The 15,382-nt window shown below is 69.3% G+C and carries 13 protein-coding genes and 1 pseudogene; 3 read left to right on the top strand and 11 right to left on the bottom strand.

Going from position 1 to position 15,382, the window contains the following annotated elements; genetic code table 11:
- Positions 1-7: 7 nt before the first annotated feature.
- Positions 8-817: an HpcH/HpaI aldolase/citrate lyase family protein gene (locus RUR_RS34245; RefSeq protein ID WP_283139379.1), complete on the bottom strand. Its 810-nt coding sequence runs from the start codon at positions 815-817 to the stop codon at positions 8-10.
- The gene (locus RUR_RS34250; RefSeq protein ID WP_283139380.1) at positions 814-981 is read right to left on the bottom strand and encodes a hypothetical protein; all 168 of its coding nucleotides are present in this window, start codon (positions 979-981) and stop codon (positions 814-816) included. The genes RUR_RS34245 and RUR_RS34250 overlap by 4 nt, the downstream gene beginning before the upstream one ends.
- A 295-nt stretch (positions 982-1,276) precedes the next feature.
- Here RUR_RS34250 and RUR_RS34255 point away from each other — a divergent pair, with 295 nt between their 5' ends.
- From RUR_RS34255 to RUR_RS34265, 3 genes are all read left to right on the top strand, one after another.
- Positions 1,277-1,702 carry a hypothetical protein gene (locus tag RUR_RS34255; protein WP_283139381.1) on the top strand — a complete coding sequence of 142 codons (426 nt, stop codon included), beginning with the start codon at positions 1,277-1,279 and terminating at the stop codon, positions 1,700-1,702.
- Positions 1,703-1,897: 195 nt separating this feature from the next.
- The gene (locus tag RUR_RS34260) at positions 1,898-2,884 is read left to right on the top strand and encodes an AraC-like ligand-binding domain-containing protein (protein ID WP_283139382.1); all 987 of its coding nucleotides are present in this window, start codon (positions 1,898-1,900) and stop codon (positions 2,882-2,884) included.
- A gap of 157 nt (positions 2,885-3,041) precedes the next feature.
- Positions 3,042-4,226 (top strand): cytochrome P450, encoded by a 1,185-nt coding sequence (locus RUR_RS34265; RefSeq protein ID WP_283139383.1) that lies wholly within the window; start codon positions 3,042-3,044, stop codon positions 4,224-4,226.
- A gap of 207 nt (positions 4,227-4,433) precedes the next feature.
- On the opposite strand, the gene RUR_RS34270 is transcribed toward RUR_RS34265, so the two are convergent.
- The 9 genes and pseudogenes from RUR_RS34270 to RUR_RS34310 all read right to left on the bottom strand — a co-directional run bounded on the left by RUR_RS34270 (position 4,434) and on the right by RUR_RS34310 (position 15,203).
- On the bottom strand, positions 4,434-4,979 hold the full coding sequence (locus RUR_RS34270; protein ID WP_283139384.1) for an RBBP9/YdeN family alpha/beta hydrolase: 546 nt from the start codon (positions 4,977-4,979) through the stop codon (positions 4,434-4,436).
- A gap of 2 nt (positions 4,980-4,981) precedes the next feature.
- Positions 4,982-6,670 (bottom strand): annotated as a pseudogene (gene cmlS, locus RUR_RS34275) (chloramphenicol-biosynthetic FADH2-dependent halogenase CmlS); the annotation flags it as partial.
- Positions 6,671-6,696: 26 nt separating this feature from the next.
- Positions 6,697-7,332, bottom strand: coding sequence for an LbetaH domain-containing protein (locus RUR_RS34280; protein WP_283139386.1), 636 nt, complete (start codon positions 7,330-7,332; stop codon positions 6,697-6,699).
- Complete coding sequence (locus RUR_RS34285; RefSeq protein ID WP_283139387.1) at positions 7,329-8,690, bottom strand: fatty acid--CoA ligase family protein; 1,362 nt, start codon at positions 8,688-8,690, stop codon at positions 7,329-7,331. The genes RUR_RS34280 and RUR_RS34285 overlap by 4 nt, the downstream gene beginning before the upstream one ends.
- Positions 8,691-9,377 carry an SDR family NAD(P)-dependent oxidoreductase gene (locus RUR_RS34290; protein ID WP_283139388.1) on the bottom strand — a complete coding sequence of 229 codons (687 nt, stop codon included), beginning with the start codon at positions 9,375-9,377 and terminating at the stop codon, positions 8,691-8,693.
- Positions 9,378-9,416: 39 nt separating this feature from the next.
- Positions 9,417-9,767, bottom strand: a complete 351-nt coding sequence (locus RUR_RS34295; RefSeq protein WP_283139389.1) for a hypothetical protein — start codon at positions 9,765-9,767, stop codon at positions 9,417-9,419.
- A gap of 206 nt (positions 9,768-9,973) precedes the next feature.
- Positions 9,974-11,254, bottom strand: a complete 1,281-nt coding sequence (locus RUR_RS34300; protein ID WP_283139390.1) for an MFS transporter — start codon at positions 11,252-11,254, stop codon at positions 9,974-9,976.
- Positions 11,251-13,740 (bottom strand): ATP-grasp domain-containing protein, encoded by a 2,490-nt coding sequence (locus RUR_RS34305; protein WP_283139391.1) that lies wholly within the window; start codon positions 13,738-13,740, stop codon positions 11,251-11,253. Before RUR_RS34305 ends, RUR_RS34300 begins: the two co-directional genes overlap by 4 nt.
- 65 nt (positions 13,741-13,805) lie before the next feature.
- Positions 13,806-15,203 carry a condensation domain-containing protein gene (locus tag RUR_RS34310; protein WP_283139392.1) on the bottom strand — a complete coding sequence of 466 codons (1,398 nt, stop codon included), beginning with the start codon at positions 15,201-15,203 and terminating at the stop codon, positions 13,806-13,808.
- Between the last annotated feature and the right edge of the window lie 179 nt (positions 15,204-15,382).

Consider the following 15,382-nt stretch of genomic DNA (forward strand, 5'->3'; position numbering starts at 1 on the left):
GGCTGCCTCATCCGGTGACCCTGGTGAGGATCTGCCGTGCTCGTTCAATGACGGCCTTGTCCACGAAGTGCCCGTCCGACGTGGTTCCCGCTCCCTGCCCCACGGCCTGGCTCAGGACCCGGCGAGCCCACTCGATCTGATCGGCGGCCGGCTCGAACGCGGACGCGACGGCTCCGATCTGCGCCGGGTGAATGCAGAGTTTGCCACCGAAGCCCAAGGCCCGAGCGCGGGCGGCGTCGCCGGCGGCCGCACGCGGGTCTCCTAGCGCCTGCGTCACTCCGTCGATAGGAGCGGGTTTGCCCGCCGCCCGCGACGCGACGACCAGCGTGCTCCGTGCCAGCAGGAGGGCACGGTCGGTCTCGGCGGCGTTGATGTCGAGAGCGAAGTCGATGGACCCGAAGGCGAGCCGCACGACCGGCGTCATCTCGGCCAGACGATGGGCGTCGCGCACCCCACGGGCGGTCTCAACCAGAGCGACGAGCGCGGCGGAGCCGCCGAACGCATCACTTATCCGGTCCAAGGCCGCGGGATCCTCGGCCTTGGGCACGACGAGGCCCGCGAGCCCGGTCAGACCCGATAGACAGGCGAGATCGTCGTCGTGCCAGGGGGTATCCGAACCGTTGATACGAACCCACGCGGCGCCTCCGCCCGCGAGCCACACGGCGGCCGACTCCCGGGCACGCTCCTTGTCCGCCGACGCGACCGCGTCCTCCAAGTCGACGATCACCTCATCGGCACCGCTCTGAGCGGCCTTGCAGAACCGCTCCGGACGATCTCCGGGAACGAACAGCCAGGTGACGGCGGTATCAGCACTCATGGCGCGACGGGGGACCGCTTGGCCGGCCGCCTGACGGCGACCGTGCGCTCAATCTCGTCTGCGACCTCTCCCATGGTCATTCGCGCCACAGGCTTGACCTCGCGGTCCACGAGGGTCCCGGCGAGAGCGACGCTCTCGGACTCCTCATCGCTTGGTTCGCTCATCCTGCTCCTCCAAGTCTGGTCGAAAGGAGCGGCATCGGTTGTCATCCTCCCTGTGCCGGCTTCCATCACCATCATGGGCACTGATGACACCGATCGTGAAATGCGAACTCGTGATGGGCCCATGCGATCGCACGATGCGCGGCCCGCCGACACCGCCGGATCACCTGAGGTCGGGCTGTGCAATCCACGCGAAACAGCGGCACTTCTCGGGCAGGGCGGAACCAACGGGGGGTATGGGCGCGTTACTCACGCAAGATCCCGCGGCTGGGGCTCAGCGGGAGGAAACGGGGGGAACGTGGGCCTGAAAGAGCGGCTCGTCATCATCGTCATGGCCCCGGTGATCGCCGCGGCCTATCTGCTCTTCTGCTGGGAGGTGGTCGCCTCCGCCCGCGCCGCCATGGGATTCGGCACTCCGGGAACCGTGGTCATCACCGAGTCATGTCGACGCTACTGCGACTGGAAGGCCGACTTCATCCCGCACGACGGCGGCTCCCCTCGCCGGGACGTCGATTTCTCCAAACCCCTGCCATCCGACGCCGGTCCGGGAGACCGTTTCCCCGCCCTGGACTCCGGCGGCCTGATGGCGGTGCACTCATCCGACGGGAGCTGGCGCCCCGGCTGGCCACTGGGCGGGGTTCTGTTCGGCTCCATGCTCCTCGCTCTCGCCGGCTATCGCTTCGTGAAATGGCGGAAAGGCGAGGAAGCGGACTTCTTCTCCTGACGGTCGTCGCCTCTCCGCGCGAGAGGCCTGCGGCGGGCCTCAGCACACCGTGACGGGGGCGTGCGGCCCTCGACCTGCTTCAGTCAGGCGTGCGCATCTGCCACGTCGACCCGGCATGTCACCGCCGAGAGCGGGTGGTGTTCGGAGACCTGTCCAGCCTTCCCTTCGTGAAAGGAGACCGTGGTGTGGGCACGCATGTCCACTGACGCCGTCGCGGTGAGAGAGCGGACGGATTGGTATCAGAACGTGGTGGCGCAGACCATCGCCCCCCACATCCTGAAGATCACGAACCCCGCCTCCTTCCGGGCCTCCGCGGAGGTCCTGCGCCTGGGACGGATCGAGTTATCCCAGCATGTGCAATCCGACCTCCTTTCCTGGCGCACCCCACGGCTGATCCAGCGCAGCGACCCGGAGAACTACCTCCTCGGCTTGATCACCCGTGGCCGGAAGGCGATCTCCCAACGGCGAAACGTCAGCGTCATAGGGGCTGGGGACGCGGTCCTGTTCGACACCTCCCACCCCTACACCGCCGGTTCCCCGATCCCCGGGGACGTCGGGGTGACGCTCGTGCACATCCCCCGCACGATGATCGCCCTTCCCCAGGACAGGCTCGATGCGTCGCTCGGCCGTCGATTCACCACCAGGCACGGCATCGGCGCCGTTCTCCGCCGCTTCCTCGTCTCCGTCTACGCCCACGGCACGGAATGCGCGCCGCCGGAACTGCCCGTACTGGAACGTACGACACTCGAGCTCGTCTCCGGGTTGCTGGCCCAGCAACTCGACGCCTGGCAACATCTTCCGGCCGAAACGCGCCGGCAAGTGCTGCTGCGCCACATCGACGCCTTCATCGACCACCACCTGTCCGACCTCGGGCTGACGCCGCAGGCCGTCGCCGCCGGCCACAACGTCTCTCTCCGCACCCTCTACTCCCTTTTCGAAGGCCGGGGAGAGACGGTGGCCGCCGCCATACGGCGACGCCGCCTGGAACGCTGCCACGCCGACTTGGCCGATCCCGCCAACTTCCGGCAGCCCGTTCACGAGATCGGCGCGCGCTGGGGTTTCCCCAACGCGTCCTCCTTCTCCCGCGCCTTCCGCCACGCCTACGGCATCAGCCCCAGCTCCTACCGCCAATCCCTGCCGGCACCGCCCGACTCGAACGCGGCACAATCCACAGCCAGATAGGGATTGACACGGTATGCGTGACTTCTGTGCAACCCGTGCACGTGACTTCCGGCCATCACCGCGCACCGACTATCCATGGACACGGGAGATGTGGCCCGCGAGTCGCCCCGCATCCTGGCTGCCGCGCCCGGGCAACTCCCCGTGATCAGGAGGGTTCATGCAACTGCCGTTCAAACAGCCCCATCCGCTGCGACCGGCCCCGGACCTGCGCGTGCTTCAGCAGCAGCGTCCGATCCACGCCGTCCGTACGGCGCTCGGCCACCCCGCCTGGCTGGTGACCGGCTACGAGGAAGTACGCGCCCTGCTGGACGACGAGCGGCTCGGCCGCTCCCACCCTGAGCCTGAGAAGGCCAGCAGGATGGGCGAGTCGGCGATCTTCGGCGGGCCGAACGGCGAGTTCGCCACCGAGCACGAAGACCAGCGCCGGGTACGGTCGATGTTGCAGCCGCACTTCACCCCGCGCCGCATGCGGGCGTTGCGCAGCCGTGTCGAGGAGCTGACCGCCGCTCTGCTGGACGACATGGAGAAGGCGGGACCTCCGGCGGATCTGCACGACGCGCTGGCGCTGCCGCTGCCGATCGCGGTGATCTGCGAGCTGCTCGGCGTGCCGTTCGCCGACCGGGCCCGGTTCCGGGCATGGACGCAGGCCGTCGGCGACGTGACCGACCGGGCACGTTCCGAGACCGCGCTGGGCGAGCTGTACGGCTACGGAAGGCAGCTCGTGGCACGCAAACGCGCCGACGGCCACATCGAGGGCGACCGCGAAGAGATGGACGTGATCAGCCGCCTGGCCACCACCGACGGCGTCAGCGACGACGAGGCCGCCCAATTCGGCATGCTCATGCTGTTCGCCGGGCATGAGACGACCGTCGTCGCCATCGGCCAGAGCGTGATGTGGCTGCTGGGCAACTTGGACCAATGGCAGGCCCTGGTGGACGACCCCGGCCTCGTCGGCAATGCGGTGGAGGAGGTCCTGCGTGCTCAGCAAGTGGGCGGCAGCGGCGGCAACATCCGCTACGCCCGAATGGACATCGAGGTCGCCGGTGTGCCGGTGCGGGCCGGAGATCTGCTGCTGCTGGACTCCGGCTCGGCCAACCACGACGCCACGGCCTTCACCGACCCCGACCGTCTCGACATCACCCGCAGCACGGCCGGGCACCTGGCTTTCGGGCACGGCCCCCGCTACTGCATCGGCGCCCCGCTGGCCCGCATCGAACTGCAGGTCGTCCTCACCCAGTTGACCGCCCGTTTCCCCACGTTGCGACTGAACGTGGACGTGGAGGAGCTGACCTTCAACGACGCGCTCACCGGCGGACCGGCCGCCCTGCCCGTGACCTGGTGACCATCACCCGGAGGCCGCTCTCGCCGAGCCGCCCCCAACGCAGTGGTCCCTTCACACAAGGGCCGAACCATGCTAGTTAGCATGCTAGTTGGCATGGTTCGAGTGGCCTGCTGAAACCGGCACAGGGTGAACCGGGATGGTGCCATGACGCTCGCCGGACTCCACCGGGCAGAAACGGTGCACGGCACGGACCACCCCGGGACATGGTTACTCGGCGAACGCGCCGGTGAACAGCCTCCAGCCTTCGGGCCAGTCGTCGAGGTCTGATTCGGCGTTGATGTGGCCTTTGCGGCCGATGTTCACCAGGTCGGCGCCGATGATCCCGGCTACCTTGACGGCGTGTTCCAGCGAGCCGTAGGGGTCGTCCTCACTGGCGACCACGACCGTCTTGAACGGCAGTCGCTGATGTTTCGGGGCGTCGAAACCCTGTGCGCCCGCGGGGAAGTCGGGACCGTGCGCATCCGGCACGGCGACCAGGAAGGCGCCGACCACGTCCTCGTCGCCGCGCTCGGCGGCCCACTCCGACACCAGTGCGCAGCCGAGGCTGTGCGCGATAAGGATCTTGGGGCCTTGGATCGCCGACAAGGCTTCCTCGAACTCGCGTACCCACACGTCGCGAACCGGGTTGTCCCAGGAGCTGTGTTCCACCCAGACACTTCCCGGCAACCGTGCGTGCCACATGGCCTGCCAGTGGTCCGGACCCGAGTTGTCGTATCCGGCGAGAAACACCAGGGAAGCGTTCGTGAATTCCATGCTTAGACCTCATACTCGACGCCGACGCCGTCAAAACGTAGACGATCCTGGATGATGACACGATTGTCGGCCTTGTCGTAGCCGGACAACAGCCCCGCCTCCATCAGCCGGATGACGATCTGTGAGCTCACCTCCTGCTTCCCTGAGTCGTTGAGCTGCTTGATCAGACTCTTGTAGCCCACCGTCTCCTTGGTGACAAGCTGAAAAATCTCGCGCTGCTCCTCCTCCACCGGGAACTTGATCATGTCGAGGCCGTCCTCGTTGGCCAGCACCTGCTTCCGCTCAAGGCGGAAACTCAGCGGCTCCACCTTGTAGTAGGGCTTGAGCAGAACTTCGTCACCGGTCCACTTCAGCCGCGTGATCCGGTTCAGCTGCTTGGTGAGATCGCTGATCCAGCGCACCCGGGCGACGTTGAGCTCCTTCTCGGAGAACTCGTCGCTCAGCTCCTTCCGCTGATGCCGGCCGATGGCGATCATCGTCGAGGCCCGGTCCCGGAAGTCGGCCACCGACGCCGTCGGGTTCTCGGGGTCGTCCTGGATCAGCCGGTCGAACCACTTGAGACGGTTCAGCCGAGCGTCGTCGGACTCGCTGATCCGGCGCTTGAGCCAGAACTCCGACTCCGGCTCGGTGAAGGAGGCGAAGGTGTAGAACGAGGCGAGGAACTCGTGGTACTGCTCGTAGGTCTCCCGGTAGCTGCGGTTGTACCAGGCGTGGACCTCGTCGCGCTCGTCCTCGTGCCGGGTGATCCGGTCGATCGCGGACGCCGCGGAGACCGCGGACTGAGTGGCCAGGTGCACGCCCTGGGAGAACAGCGGGTCGGTGAAGCAGGCGGCGTCACCGCACAGGAAGTAGCGGTCGCCGGAGAACCGCTCGGAGTCGTAGGACCAGTCGTGGACGATGCGCACCTCGTCGATCATCTCCGCGTCCCCGAGGATGGCGGTCGCCCGTACGGCCTTGGCCAGGGTCTCGCGGTAGAAGCGTTCCGGGCCCAGCTTCTTGACCTCGGCCGCCGCTGAGCGGTCCACCACCAGGCCGACGCTGTAGACGTCGCCCTTGAGCGGGATCATCCAGACCCAGCCGTGCTCGAAGGTGATCGAGAAGGTGGTGCCCTTGAGGTCGCCCTCGAACGGCTGCTTGCACCGGAAGTAGGACCACACCGCGAAGTTCTTGTAGAACTCGTCGTAGCGGCGGACCTTGAGCCGGCGCGCCAGCGGGCTGCCCGAGCCGCCCGCGTCGATGACGTAATCGCTCTCCACCACGCCGGACAGCACCTTCAGCGTGACGCGGTCCGGGTCGGACAGGTCCACATCGGTCACGGCGGCGTCTTCGAAGACGGGGATCCCGCGCTCGCGCACCTCGCCCAGCAGGAGCGCGTCGAACTCTTCACGCTTGACCTGGATGGCGTGGCCGAAGACCCACGGGGCCGTTTTGGGGGTGGCGAAGGAGAAGGTCCAGGGAGCCTGGTCCTGGCCCCACAGGAAGGTCGCCGAGGGCTTCTCCACGAAGCCCGCCGCGTCGATCTTCTCCTGGAGGCCGAGCCGGTTGAGAATGGACAGCGTTCCGGGCAGGAACGACTCGCCGACCCGGTACCGGGGGAAACGGCCCTTCTCGTAGACCACGACCTCGTGGCCGAGCTTGTGCAGGGTGAGGGCGGCCACACAGCCGGCCGGGCCGGCCCCGATCACGGTGACTTTCGCTCGCTTCATTGTCGCCTTCCTCAGGACGTCTTGATCGATTTGATCCGGCTGGGGGCCAGGTGGGTGTGGCCGCTCGGTACGTTCTCGAACAGGGTGAGGCCGGCCTGGAACCTGCCGCCGCCGCCCGTGTCCACTCCGGGGGCGACGGTGCAGCTCAGGCCGAAGAAGTTGTCGTCGCCGATCCGGACGTCGCTCCCGCAGTGGAAGTTCGGCGCGAAGAAGTTGTTCGAGCCGACGCGCGAGTGGTGCCCGACGGAGCAGTGGTAGTGGATGACGTTGAATCCGCCCAGGACGGCGTCCGTACCGATGTAGCAGTCCGGCCCGATGATGTTGCCGACGCCGAGGAGCTGCGCGGGGTCGACCCGGGCGGCCGGGTGCACGACGTTGATCGCGTCCAGCCCGTACTCGGCGAGGAGACCGTCGATGAGACGGCGCCGCTCGACCGGGTCGGTGAGGGCGAGCACGACGCGGGTGCCGGGCTCGGGCGGGGACTTCTCCAGCGCCTCGGCGGGCAGGTGCACCGCTTCCCCGGCCACGGCCAGGTGGCGTGCCACGCGGTGGTCGTCGTGTCCGGCCGCCACGAGGTCGTCGAGGTACCGGGTGACCTCGACCGCGAACGTCCCCGCTCCGATCACGACGAGACCGCCGTCCGTCATGGCAGCACCCGCTTCTTCTTGAACCGATCGGAGACGGTGACCGAGTCGATCAGGTTGACCTTGGTGGGGATCTTGAACGCGTCGACCTTGCCGGTCAGGTAGTCGACCACGTGCCTGCGCAGTTCCGCCCGGGTCATCTCGCCGTGCGGCCTGATGTCCGCGCACACCGTCTGGCCGGTGATGGCGTTGGGCTTGCCGTAGACCACGCAGTCGTCGACGAGGGGGCTGCCGAGCAGGATCGACTCCAGCTCCAGCGGCAGCACCTTCTCACCGCCGACGTTGATGACCTCCTTGGCGCGGCCTTTGACGGTGATGTAGCCGTCCGCGTTCTGTTCGACGAGGTCGCCGGTACGGAACCAGTCGTCCTCGGTGACCACGTCGTTCGGGTGGTTGAGGTAGCCGAGGAACTGGGTTCGGCTCTTGAGCTGGAGCTCGCCGTCGACGATGCGGTATCGCACGTTCGCGTCGTCGATCCGGAAGTACGTGCTGCGCGACGACTCGCTGACGGTCGTCGAGATCCCGGTCTCGCTGGTACCGAACGTCTGGAGCAGCCTGATCTTGGGGAAGGCTGCGTTGACCCGCGCCAGCAGTTCCTGGGGCATCGGCTCGGTGCCGTAGGTGATCAGGCGCAGGCTGCTCAGGTCGTACTCGCGGTGGTAGCCGCCGATGAGGATCAGGTTCAGGAACGTCGGGCTGGTGGGCAGCAGCCTGATCCCGTGCCGCTCGATGAGCGCGCAGATCTCCTCCGGGGTACGGCTCTGCGGCACGATCGCGGTCCCGCCCAACCGCAGGGCGCCGAGCAGCGAGTTGAGCCCGCCGATGTGGTCGAAGAGCAGGAACATCAGAATGTTGGCGGGCCGACCCGCCGCCCGCACCCGGGTGCCGAGTTTCTCCGCCACGATCGCGTCGAGGTTGTGCAGGATCGCCTTGGGTTCACCGGTGCTGCCGCTGCTGAGAAGGATCAGGCCGGACGCCCCGGCGGCGACGAGGCGGTCGTAGGTGCCGGCGGCGGGCGACGCCCCGGGGATCGCCTCGATCTCCACGCCCGCGCCCACCCGCATCAGGTGCTGCGGCGCGCAGGACCGGGTGACGGTGGCGAGCGACGCCTCGGTGAGGCTCACCACGGGCACCAGGACGTTCCGGTTGAGGTAGAGCGCGAGCAGAGCGGCTATCGAGGGGAAGGAGAAGTCGCCGTTGAGGATCACCACGTCGTGGGGGAGCACCCAGTGCTCCGCCATGGTCGTCCCCAGCCTGCGGATCTCGTCCGCCAGGTCCCGGTAGCTGTACGCCGCGACCGGGTCGACGACCGCGGTGCGGTCGCCGAGTTCGTCGAATCTCCCGAGAATCATGTCCCGCATTCAGTGAACACCCCCAAGAAAGAGCGTCTCCCCGGTGACGAACGAGGACTCCGGAGAGATCAGGAACTCGACCGGCCCGGTGATGTCGGCCATCGTGCACATGCGTTTCAGGGTCTGCCGCCCGATCAGGCCGTCGATCTTCTCCTTGGGCACGGTCCGGGTGAGGACGGTGTGCACCGGCGGGAGACCGATGCCGTTCACCCGGATGCCGAGGTCGGCGACCTCCTTGCTCATCACCCGGGTGAGCTGCTCGACTGCGCTCTTGCTGGCCGAGTAGACCAGGTGCCCTTCCAGCGCCCAGGGCACGGCGACCGTGGAGACGTTGAGGACGGCCGGGGAGCCGCCGCTCTTCTGGAGCAGTTTGACGCTCTCGCGGCAGCAGTTCAGCACGGCGAAGAAGTTGACGTCGAAGATCCTCCGGGCGACGTCTTCGGGCGTCATCATGAAATGGTTCATGTTCGCGACCCCGGCGTTGTTGACCACCGCGTCGAGGTACCCGTACTCGGCCCGGACGGCCCGGCACATCGCCTTGATCGCCTTGCTGTCGGTGAGGTCCGCCTCGTGGTGGCGGTAGCCGGGATGTTCGATGGTGGACGGCCTGCGGCTGCATCCCACCACCTGGTGGCCGCGGCCGAGAAAGTGCTCGGCCAGGGCCTTGCCGATGCCGGTCCGGGTGCCGGTGATCATGATGATCATGGTGCGGTGCGACCCACCCTGTGCATCGGCTCAGCCGCCCAGCAGCGCCGGTACGGCGTCCGCGCCCGGCACGTCGTCGACGTCGCCCTCGGCGAGCCGTACCTCCTCCTCGATGAAGCCGATCAGCCGCTTGACGCTGCTGAACGGGCTCACCCGGCGGGAGACGGCCTTCTCCGAGGTCAGCGAGATCTCCACGTCGAACTCGTCCTCCAGCACCTCCTCCACCCGCACCAGGAAGTTGACGAGGTGCATGGAGGTGAACACGCCCTCATCGCCGTAGAGCACCACGCCGGGCAGGTCGTCGGTCGGTATCTTCTCGGTCCTGCGCTCGTTGAGCTCCTCGACGACGCCTGTGATCAACGCGAGTAGTCGGTCCTGCATGGCAGCGGCCTTTCCTTGTGACGGTCGGACTTCCTGCGGCCGCAGGCGGCGCGCGATGCCGTGGCACGGCACCGCGGCACCGGGCACGGGACGTCCTGCCCGCACCCGGCGCGTCCCCGTCACGTCCTTGTGGAGGGTCCTGCCCGAGGCTGTTTGGGAAAGCGGTCGGCTCCGGCGCCGCCCGTGGCGGGGCGGCGAGGCCGCGGCTACACGGCGGCCGCCTCATCGGGCTCCGGCTCCGGCGCGTCGTGTCGCTCCGCACGGGCGAGCCGCGCCCCGACCAGCGTGGCGGCGGCCGAGGTGAGCAGGAACAGGGCGGCCAGGCCGATCATCCCCAGGGTGTTCCAGCTCAGGACCACGGCCAGGAGCGCCGGGCCGACGATGCCCACGGCCGCCCCGCCGAGACTGAACACCGAGAGGTACTCCGTGCGCAGGTCCGCGGGTGCGTGCCGGTAGGACAGCTCCCAGCCGCCGACCGCCTGGAGCAGCTCACCGCAGGTCAGCAGGACGACGGCGACGACCAGCACCCCGATCGTCAGCCAGGTCGAGGCGTACGACGAGGCGACCAGGGCCAGGCTGAACCCGGCCAGCGTGAATCCGGCGACGCGCAGCGCCCGGGTTCCGCTGCGGGAGTCGCCGACGCGCTTGGCGACGTGCACCTGAAGGACGATCGCCAGCACCGTGTTCACCGTGATCAGGACGCTGAGCAGGCCGGGCGGGGCGTCGGTCGACTCCACCAGCCAGAACGGCAGGCCGATGGCGAGCAGCACGGTGTGCAGGAACAGCACGCCGTTCACCGTGGTCAGCGCGAGGTAGCGGCGGTCGCGCAGGACCGGCAGCAGCCCCTTGTGCCAGCGGGCGGGCCGGTCCGCGGGGGCGGCCACCTCGACGCGGAGCAGGCCGAGGATCCCGGCGGACACGACGCAGCACAGGGCGCCGAGCAGCAGGATCGACCGGGACATCCCGATGCTGCCGAAGCTCAGGAGCGGTGCCGCGGCCAAGGCGCCCAGGCACATGCCGACGTTCGAGACGGAGCCGATGACCCCGAGCGACCGGGTCTGGTTGCGCTCCCCGACAACGGCGCTCACCACCAGCTGGACCATGGGCAGCACCGGTCCCTGCGAGATCATGAACAGGGAGGCGAAGAGGGTGAACGTCCAGACGTTGTCCGCGAAGGCCAGGGCGGCGAGCCAGGCCGCCCGCCAGACCTGCACCATGCGCAGCAGTTGCAGCGGCCCGAAGCGCCTGGCCAGCATGCTCACCGGCACCGTGGTGAGGAACCCGGCCAGCCCTGCGACGGTGAGACCGGTCCCGACCTGTGCGGCGTTGAGCCCGATGCCCTTGACGAAGAAGACGGTGCCGCCGGCCAGGAAGAGGCCACTGCCGGTGGCGTAGACCACGACGGCGGCCACGATGATCCGCCCGCTCCGGTTCGGCAGGGTGTAGCTGCTGAGCAGGCGCCGCAGCGCATCCCACTTGCCGGTCATCGGGCACCCCCCGTAATCGGCTCGATCTCCGAGCGCACCAGCGCGCACGCCCGGTCCAGCACCCGGCGGCAGTCGCCGGGGTTTTCCCCGGTGACGATCACGGCGGCCAGCCGCGGCACCACGCCTCGCGGTGGCAGCAGCAGCCGGTCCCCCGGCTCGGCGAGCCGGATGACCTCCACCACGCCGGGTACGGCCGCCGCGGCGGCCACGTCGAGCGCGCGGACCTCGCCGTCCTGAGGTGGGTAGAGGAACCTCACCTCCGCGTGGATGTCGCGGAGCTGTCTCAGCTCGGGCCGCAGGCCCAGCGCCAGGTCCATCGCGGCGGCGGTCAGGTCGACACCGGTCGCCAGCTTGCCGAGATAGGGGATGAAGTCGCCGCCGAGGCGCCCGTTGAGCTCGACCAGTCGCGGTCCGGCCGCGGTGAGCCGTACCTCCGCGTGGGTGACGCCGGTCTGCACGCCCAGCGCCCGGTGGGCCTCGATCACCAGGTCGACGAGGTCGTCCGCCCACGGCTCCTGCCGCCAAGGCGAGACGAGGTGCCCGACCTCCTCGAAGAAGGGGTCGAAGCCGAGCCGTTTGCGGGCTACGTTCACCGGTCGCACGTCCCCGTCGCCGACCACGGAGTCGACGCTGATCTCCGGCCCGGACAGGAACTCCTCCAGCAGCAGGCCGTCCAGGGGGTTCAGGCCCGGGTAGGCCGCCTCGGCCGCATGGTGGTAGAGGCCGCGCAGGTCGTCGGCGTCGTGCGCGATCACCACGCCGACGCTGCCCGCGAGCGACCGCGGTTTGACCACCACCGGGTAGCCGATGGCCTCCGCCGCGCGCAGCGCCTCCTCCTCGCCCCGCACATGGGCGAACCCGACCCCGGGGAGCCCGGCCTCGCGCAGCAGCCGGCGGGTCGCCAGCTTGTCGCGGCAGTTGCCCGCCGCGGCCGGGGACATGTGCGGCAGGCCCAGCCGCGCCGCCACGGCGGCGGTCTCCGCCAGCAGCACCTCGTGCCAGGTGAAGACCCCGGCCCGGCCCGGGGCGTCGCCGACGCACTCGGCCACCGCCCGGGTCAGCGCGTCCACCCCGGAGTCCGCCGCGCTGCGGTGCCCGGCGAGGTAACCCGACTGCCAGGTGGGCTCGGCGAGATCGACCAGGGCCACCTCGCACCGGGCCGCGGCGTCGGCGAGCGCGTACTCCCGGTAGGCCCGGCCGCCGCTGCCGACGAGCACGACCCGCTCGGGCGCGTCCGGATCGACCGGGGCGCAGCGGAAGTCGAACCCCTGGATCGTACGGCGGATCGCCGCCTCCACCTCGGCGGTGCTCCGGCCCCGGAACCGGAACCGGGCGCCGGAGTGCTCGTAGCCGGAAAGGTCGGCCAGCGTCTGGCCCACCACGGGCACCCGCTGCGCGTAGGGGCCGCCGCTTTCGCCGTACACCGGCGGGCCGGCCGTGTCACCGTCGTCCGTGCGCCACCCCGCCGCCACGACCCGGCACGGCCGGGCGGTCGCGGTCGGTATGAGCAGCCAGCCGCCGTGTTCCGCGCCGAGCCCGGTACGGCAGGCGTCGGGCAGGGGTTCGCCCATCTGGAGCGCGAAGGCGGCCGCCATCAGGTCGACGCCGTGCACCTCCTGCCACAGGAAGGGCACCTCCGCGCCGCCCGCGCGTGCTCCCACCTCCAGGACCTGCAGCTCCGGCTCCTCGGGCGTCCCCGACAGGAACAGCTCCAGGTGGAACACCCAAGGACCGGCGGACAGCGCGCGCACGACACCGGCGGTGAACCCGCCTATCGCCTGAGTCAGCCGCGGATCGTCCAGCTCCACCGAGCCGAGCGCCGTCCCCTCGGTGAACTCCAGGCAGGTGTTGAGGTAGCGCGACGCCCGCCAGGCGCCCAGGCCAGTCCCGGTGGCCACGCCGTCCACGTGCAGGATGTCATGCGGCAGGTACGGCTGCACCAGCATCGGCTTCTCACGCGGGAAGACGTACGCGTCCAGCTCCTCGGGCGAGCCGAGCCGGGTCACTCCGGCGCTCGCGGTGCCCCGCACCGGCTTGACCAGTACCGGCCAGCCGTGGACGGCGGCGAAGGCGGCGACCGCCGCATGGTCCGGCGCGGGTTCGGTGGCCGGTACGGGGACACCGGCCGCGGCCAGGCGCCGTGCCATGAGCAGCTTGTCGCGGAAGGGCGCGAGCTCGCTCAGGGTTTCGCCGGGAACGCCGAGTTCTCCGCGCAGTTCGGCCGCGAGGTCGAGGTCGACCTCGTGCAGCGCGACGATCCGGGCCGGCCAGCCGAACTCCTCCACCAGGGAGGCGACGGCGGCCCGTACCTCCTTGCCGTCCTCCGTGCTCCGCACGGTCCGCACCGCCGTGGCCTGCTCCGGCAGGGACCCGGCGGCGCGCTCGCTCGTCACATAGCTGACGCGGCACGCCTCGTGGTCGACGTAGGACGCGTAGTCCGCGTAACGGTCGCTCCATCGGTGGATGACGATGACATGGTCGGGCACTGCCCCTCCCCGCGGGTGGCTTGCGAACGACGATCTGGCTGTGGACGGCCGGGCCGCCTACGGGCTCACCCCGGGCCCCCGGCGGCGATCACGATGTCTCGCAGGAGCAGCAGCAGCCCGGTGACCTCGTCGAAACCGGTGCCGACCGAGTTTTCGCGCAGGGTGCAGGTGAGTGCCTTCCCGTCCTGCACCTGGAGGTAGAAGGGGGCCCCGATGTTGCGTCCCCCGGTGCCGGTCCGCAGCTGTCGATCGGCGGATGTGTGCTCCTGCTGGTACTCGCCGAGATAGTTGAAGAAGTAGCGGAAGTAACCGCTGACCGATCCGTCGAAGCAGCCGTTCACCGAGCCGCGGTAGCCGTACTCGCGACCCAGCTCAAGCACGTCGTCCACGTTGTAGGCGCCGTGCCGGTACGCGCGGAAGGAGTCCCAGTGGACCCGGCGGACCAGCGTGTCGAAGTCCTCCCCGGGCTCCGGCGCGACCACCAGCGGGACGACCTGGTTCTGGGCGGCGACCAGCGTCTCCCAGCGGGGGTCGGTGCGGTTGTTGGTGTAGACCGCCACCAGCAGCCGGTCCCGGCCGGTGCGGCGGTGGACGGCCAGGCAGAAGGCGGCGAGCACCACCGACGGCGGCGAGACCTCCAGCCGGTCCGCGATCCGGTTGGCGGCCTCGGCCGCCTCCTCGGAACCGAGCTGCGCCCAGCGGGTGGACAGGGCCGCGGCGCCCTCTGGCCCGTCCAGCCCCGGCTCCCGTTCCATCGCGGGGGCGGCCTGAAAGATCTCCCCCCAGAACTTCCGCGCCGACTTGCGCCGGTTCTGCCGGGCCGCCGACCACTGTTCGGCGGCGAGCTCGCGGCAGGTGGGCGCGGGCTCGGGGAGTCGCATGCCGTCCACGAGTACGCGGAACTCCCGATGCAGCTGGTTGATGGCCCACGCGTCGACGGCGATGTGGTGGAAGCAGATGACGAGGCGGACGGGCGCCCCCTGGGAGGTGATCACGCAGGCGCGCCAGGGCCGGTCTTTGACCAGGTCGAATGGGTCGGCCGCGGTCCGCTCCGCCGCTTCCTCCGCCGTCCGGGCGGGGTCGTCGCCCCCCTCGACCGGCTCCAGGCAGACCGAGGCGGGCTGCCAGATCGCCTGGACCAGACCGCCCGCGCCGTCGGGCTCGTAACGGGTGCGCAGCGACTCGTGACGTTCCTCGAGCGCCTCAAGCGCCTGCTCGACCGAGGGGAGGCTCGCGCCGTCCGGAAGCGCCCATATCTGGGGCAGGTTGCAGACCTCCGGGGGAAGTCGCTGGATCGACCGCCATAGGGAAAGCTGACCGAACGTCAATGGGGCGTGAATGACCGACAGTTGCTCCAAGGCCTGGAACCTCACCGAAATAAAACTGGTTTTGCCGGGGTATGCAGGTGGCAGACCGGCCCGCCTGAATCCCTCGGCGACCTCGGCGAGGGCATCGTGCGTCAAAGCACGAGAAGAACAAAAGAGGAAAATCGCCACTGAATCACAAGTGCCCAACGCCTGGCTTCCGTCGAGCCAAAGGGCACCTGTGGATCAAGGTCGACCGGGATCACCAGTCCATTGACCACAGACGATGACGATAGCGCAGGGCTTCCATATGGGACAGAATCCTCTCAACATTTGAG

It is taken from the genome of Rhizohabitans arisaemae, from assembly GCF_025996515.1.
GTDB classification, from domain to species: Bacteria; Actinomycetota; Actinomycetes; order Streptosporangiales; family Streptosporangiaceae; genus Rhizohabitans; species Rhizohabitans arisaemae.

Excerpts from the sequence above, each read along its gene's own strand:
- RUR_RS34250 (WP_283139380.1), bottom strand. The coding sequence starts at position 981 with ATGAGCGAACCAAGCGATGAGGAGTCCGAGAGCGTCGCTCTCGCCGGG.
- RUR_RS34245 (WP_283139379.1), bottom strand. The coding sequence starts at position 817 with ATGAGTGCTGATACCGCCGTCACCTGGCTGTTCGTTCCCGGAGATCGT.
- RUR_RS34290 (WP_283139388.1), bottom strand. The coding sequence starts at position 9,377 with ATGATCACCGGCACCCGGACCGGCATCGGCAAGGCCCTGGCCGAGCAC.
- RUR_RS34295 (WP_283139389.1), bottom strand. The coding sequence starts at position 9,767 with ATGCAGGACCGACTACTCGCGTTGATCACAGGCGTCGTCGAGGAGCTC.
- RUR_RS34285 (WP_283139387.1), bottom strand. The coding sequence starts at position 8,690 with ATGCGGGACATGATTCTCGGGAGATTCGACGAACTCGGCGACCGCACC.
- RUR_RS34300 (WP_283139390.1), bottom strand. The coding sequence starts at position 11,254 with ATGACCGGCAAGTGGGATGCGCTGCGGCGCCTGCTCAGCAGCTACACC.
- RUR_RS34280 (WP_283139386.1), bottom strand. The coding sequence starts at position 7,332 with ATGACGGACGGCGGTCTCGTCGTGATCGGAGCGGGGACGTTCGCGGTC.
- RUR_RS34265 (WP_283139383.1), top strand. The coding sequence starts at position 3,042 with ATGCAACTGCCGTTCAAACAGCCCCATCCGCTGCGACCGGCCCCGGAC.
- RUR_RS34270 (WP_283139384.1), bottom strand. The coding sequence starts at position 4,979 with ATGGAATTCACGAACGCTTCCCTGGTGTTTCTCGCCGGATACGACAAC.
- RUR_RS34260 (WP_283139382.1), top strand. The coding sequence starts at position 1,898 with ATGTCCACTGACGCCGTCGCGGTGAGAGAGCGGACGGATTGGTATCAG.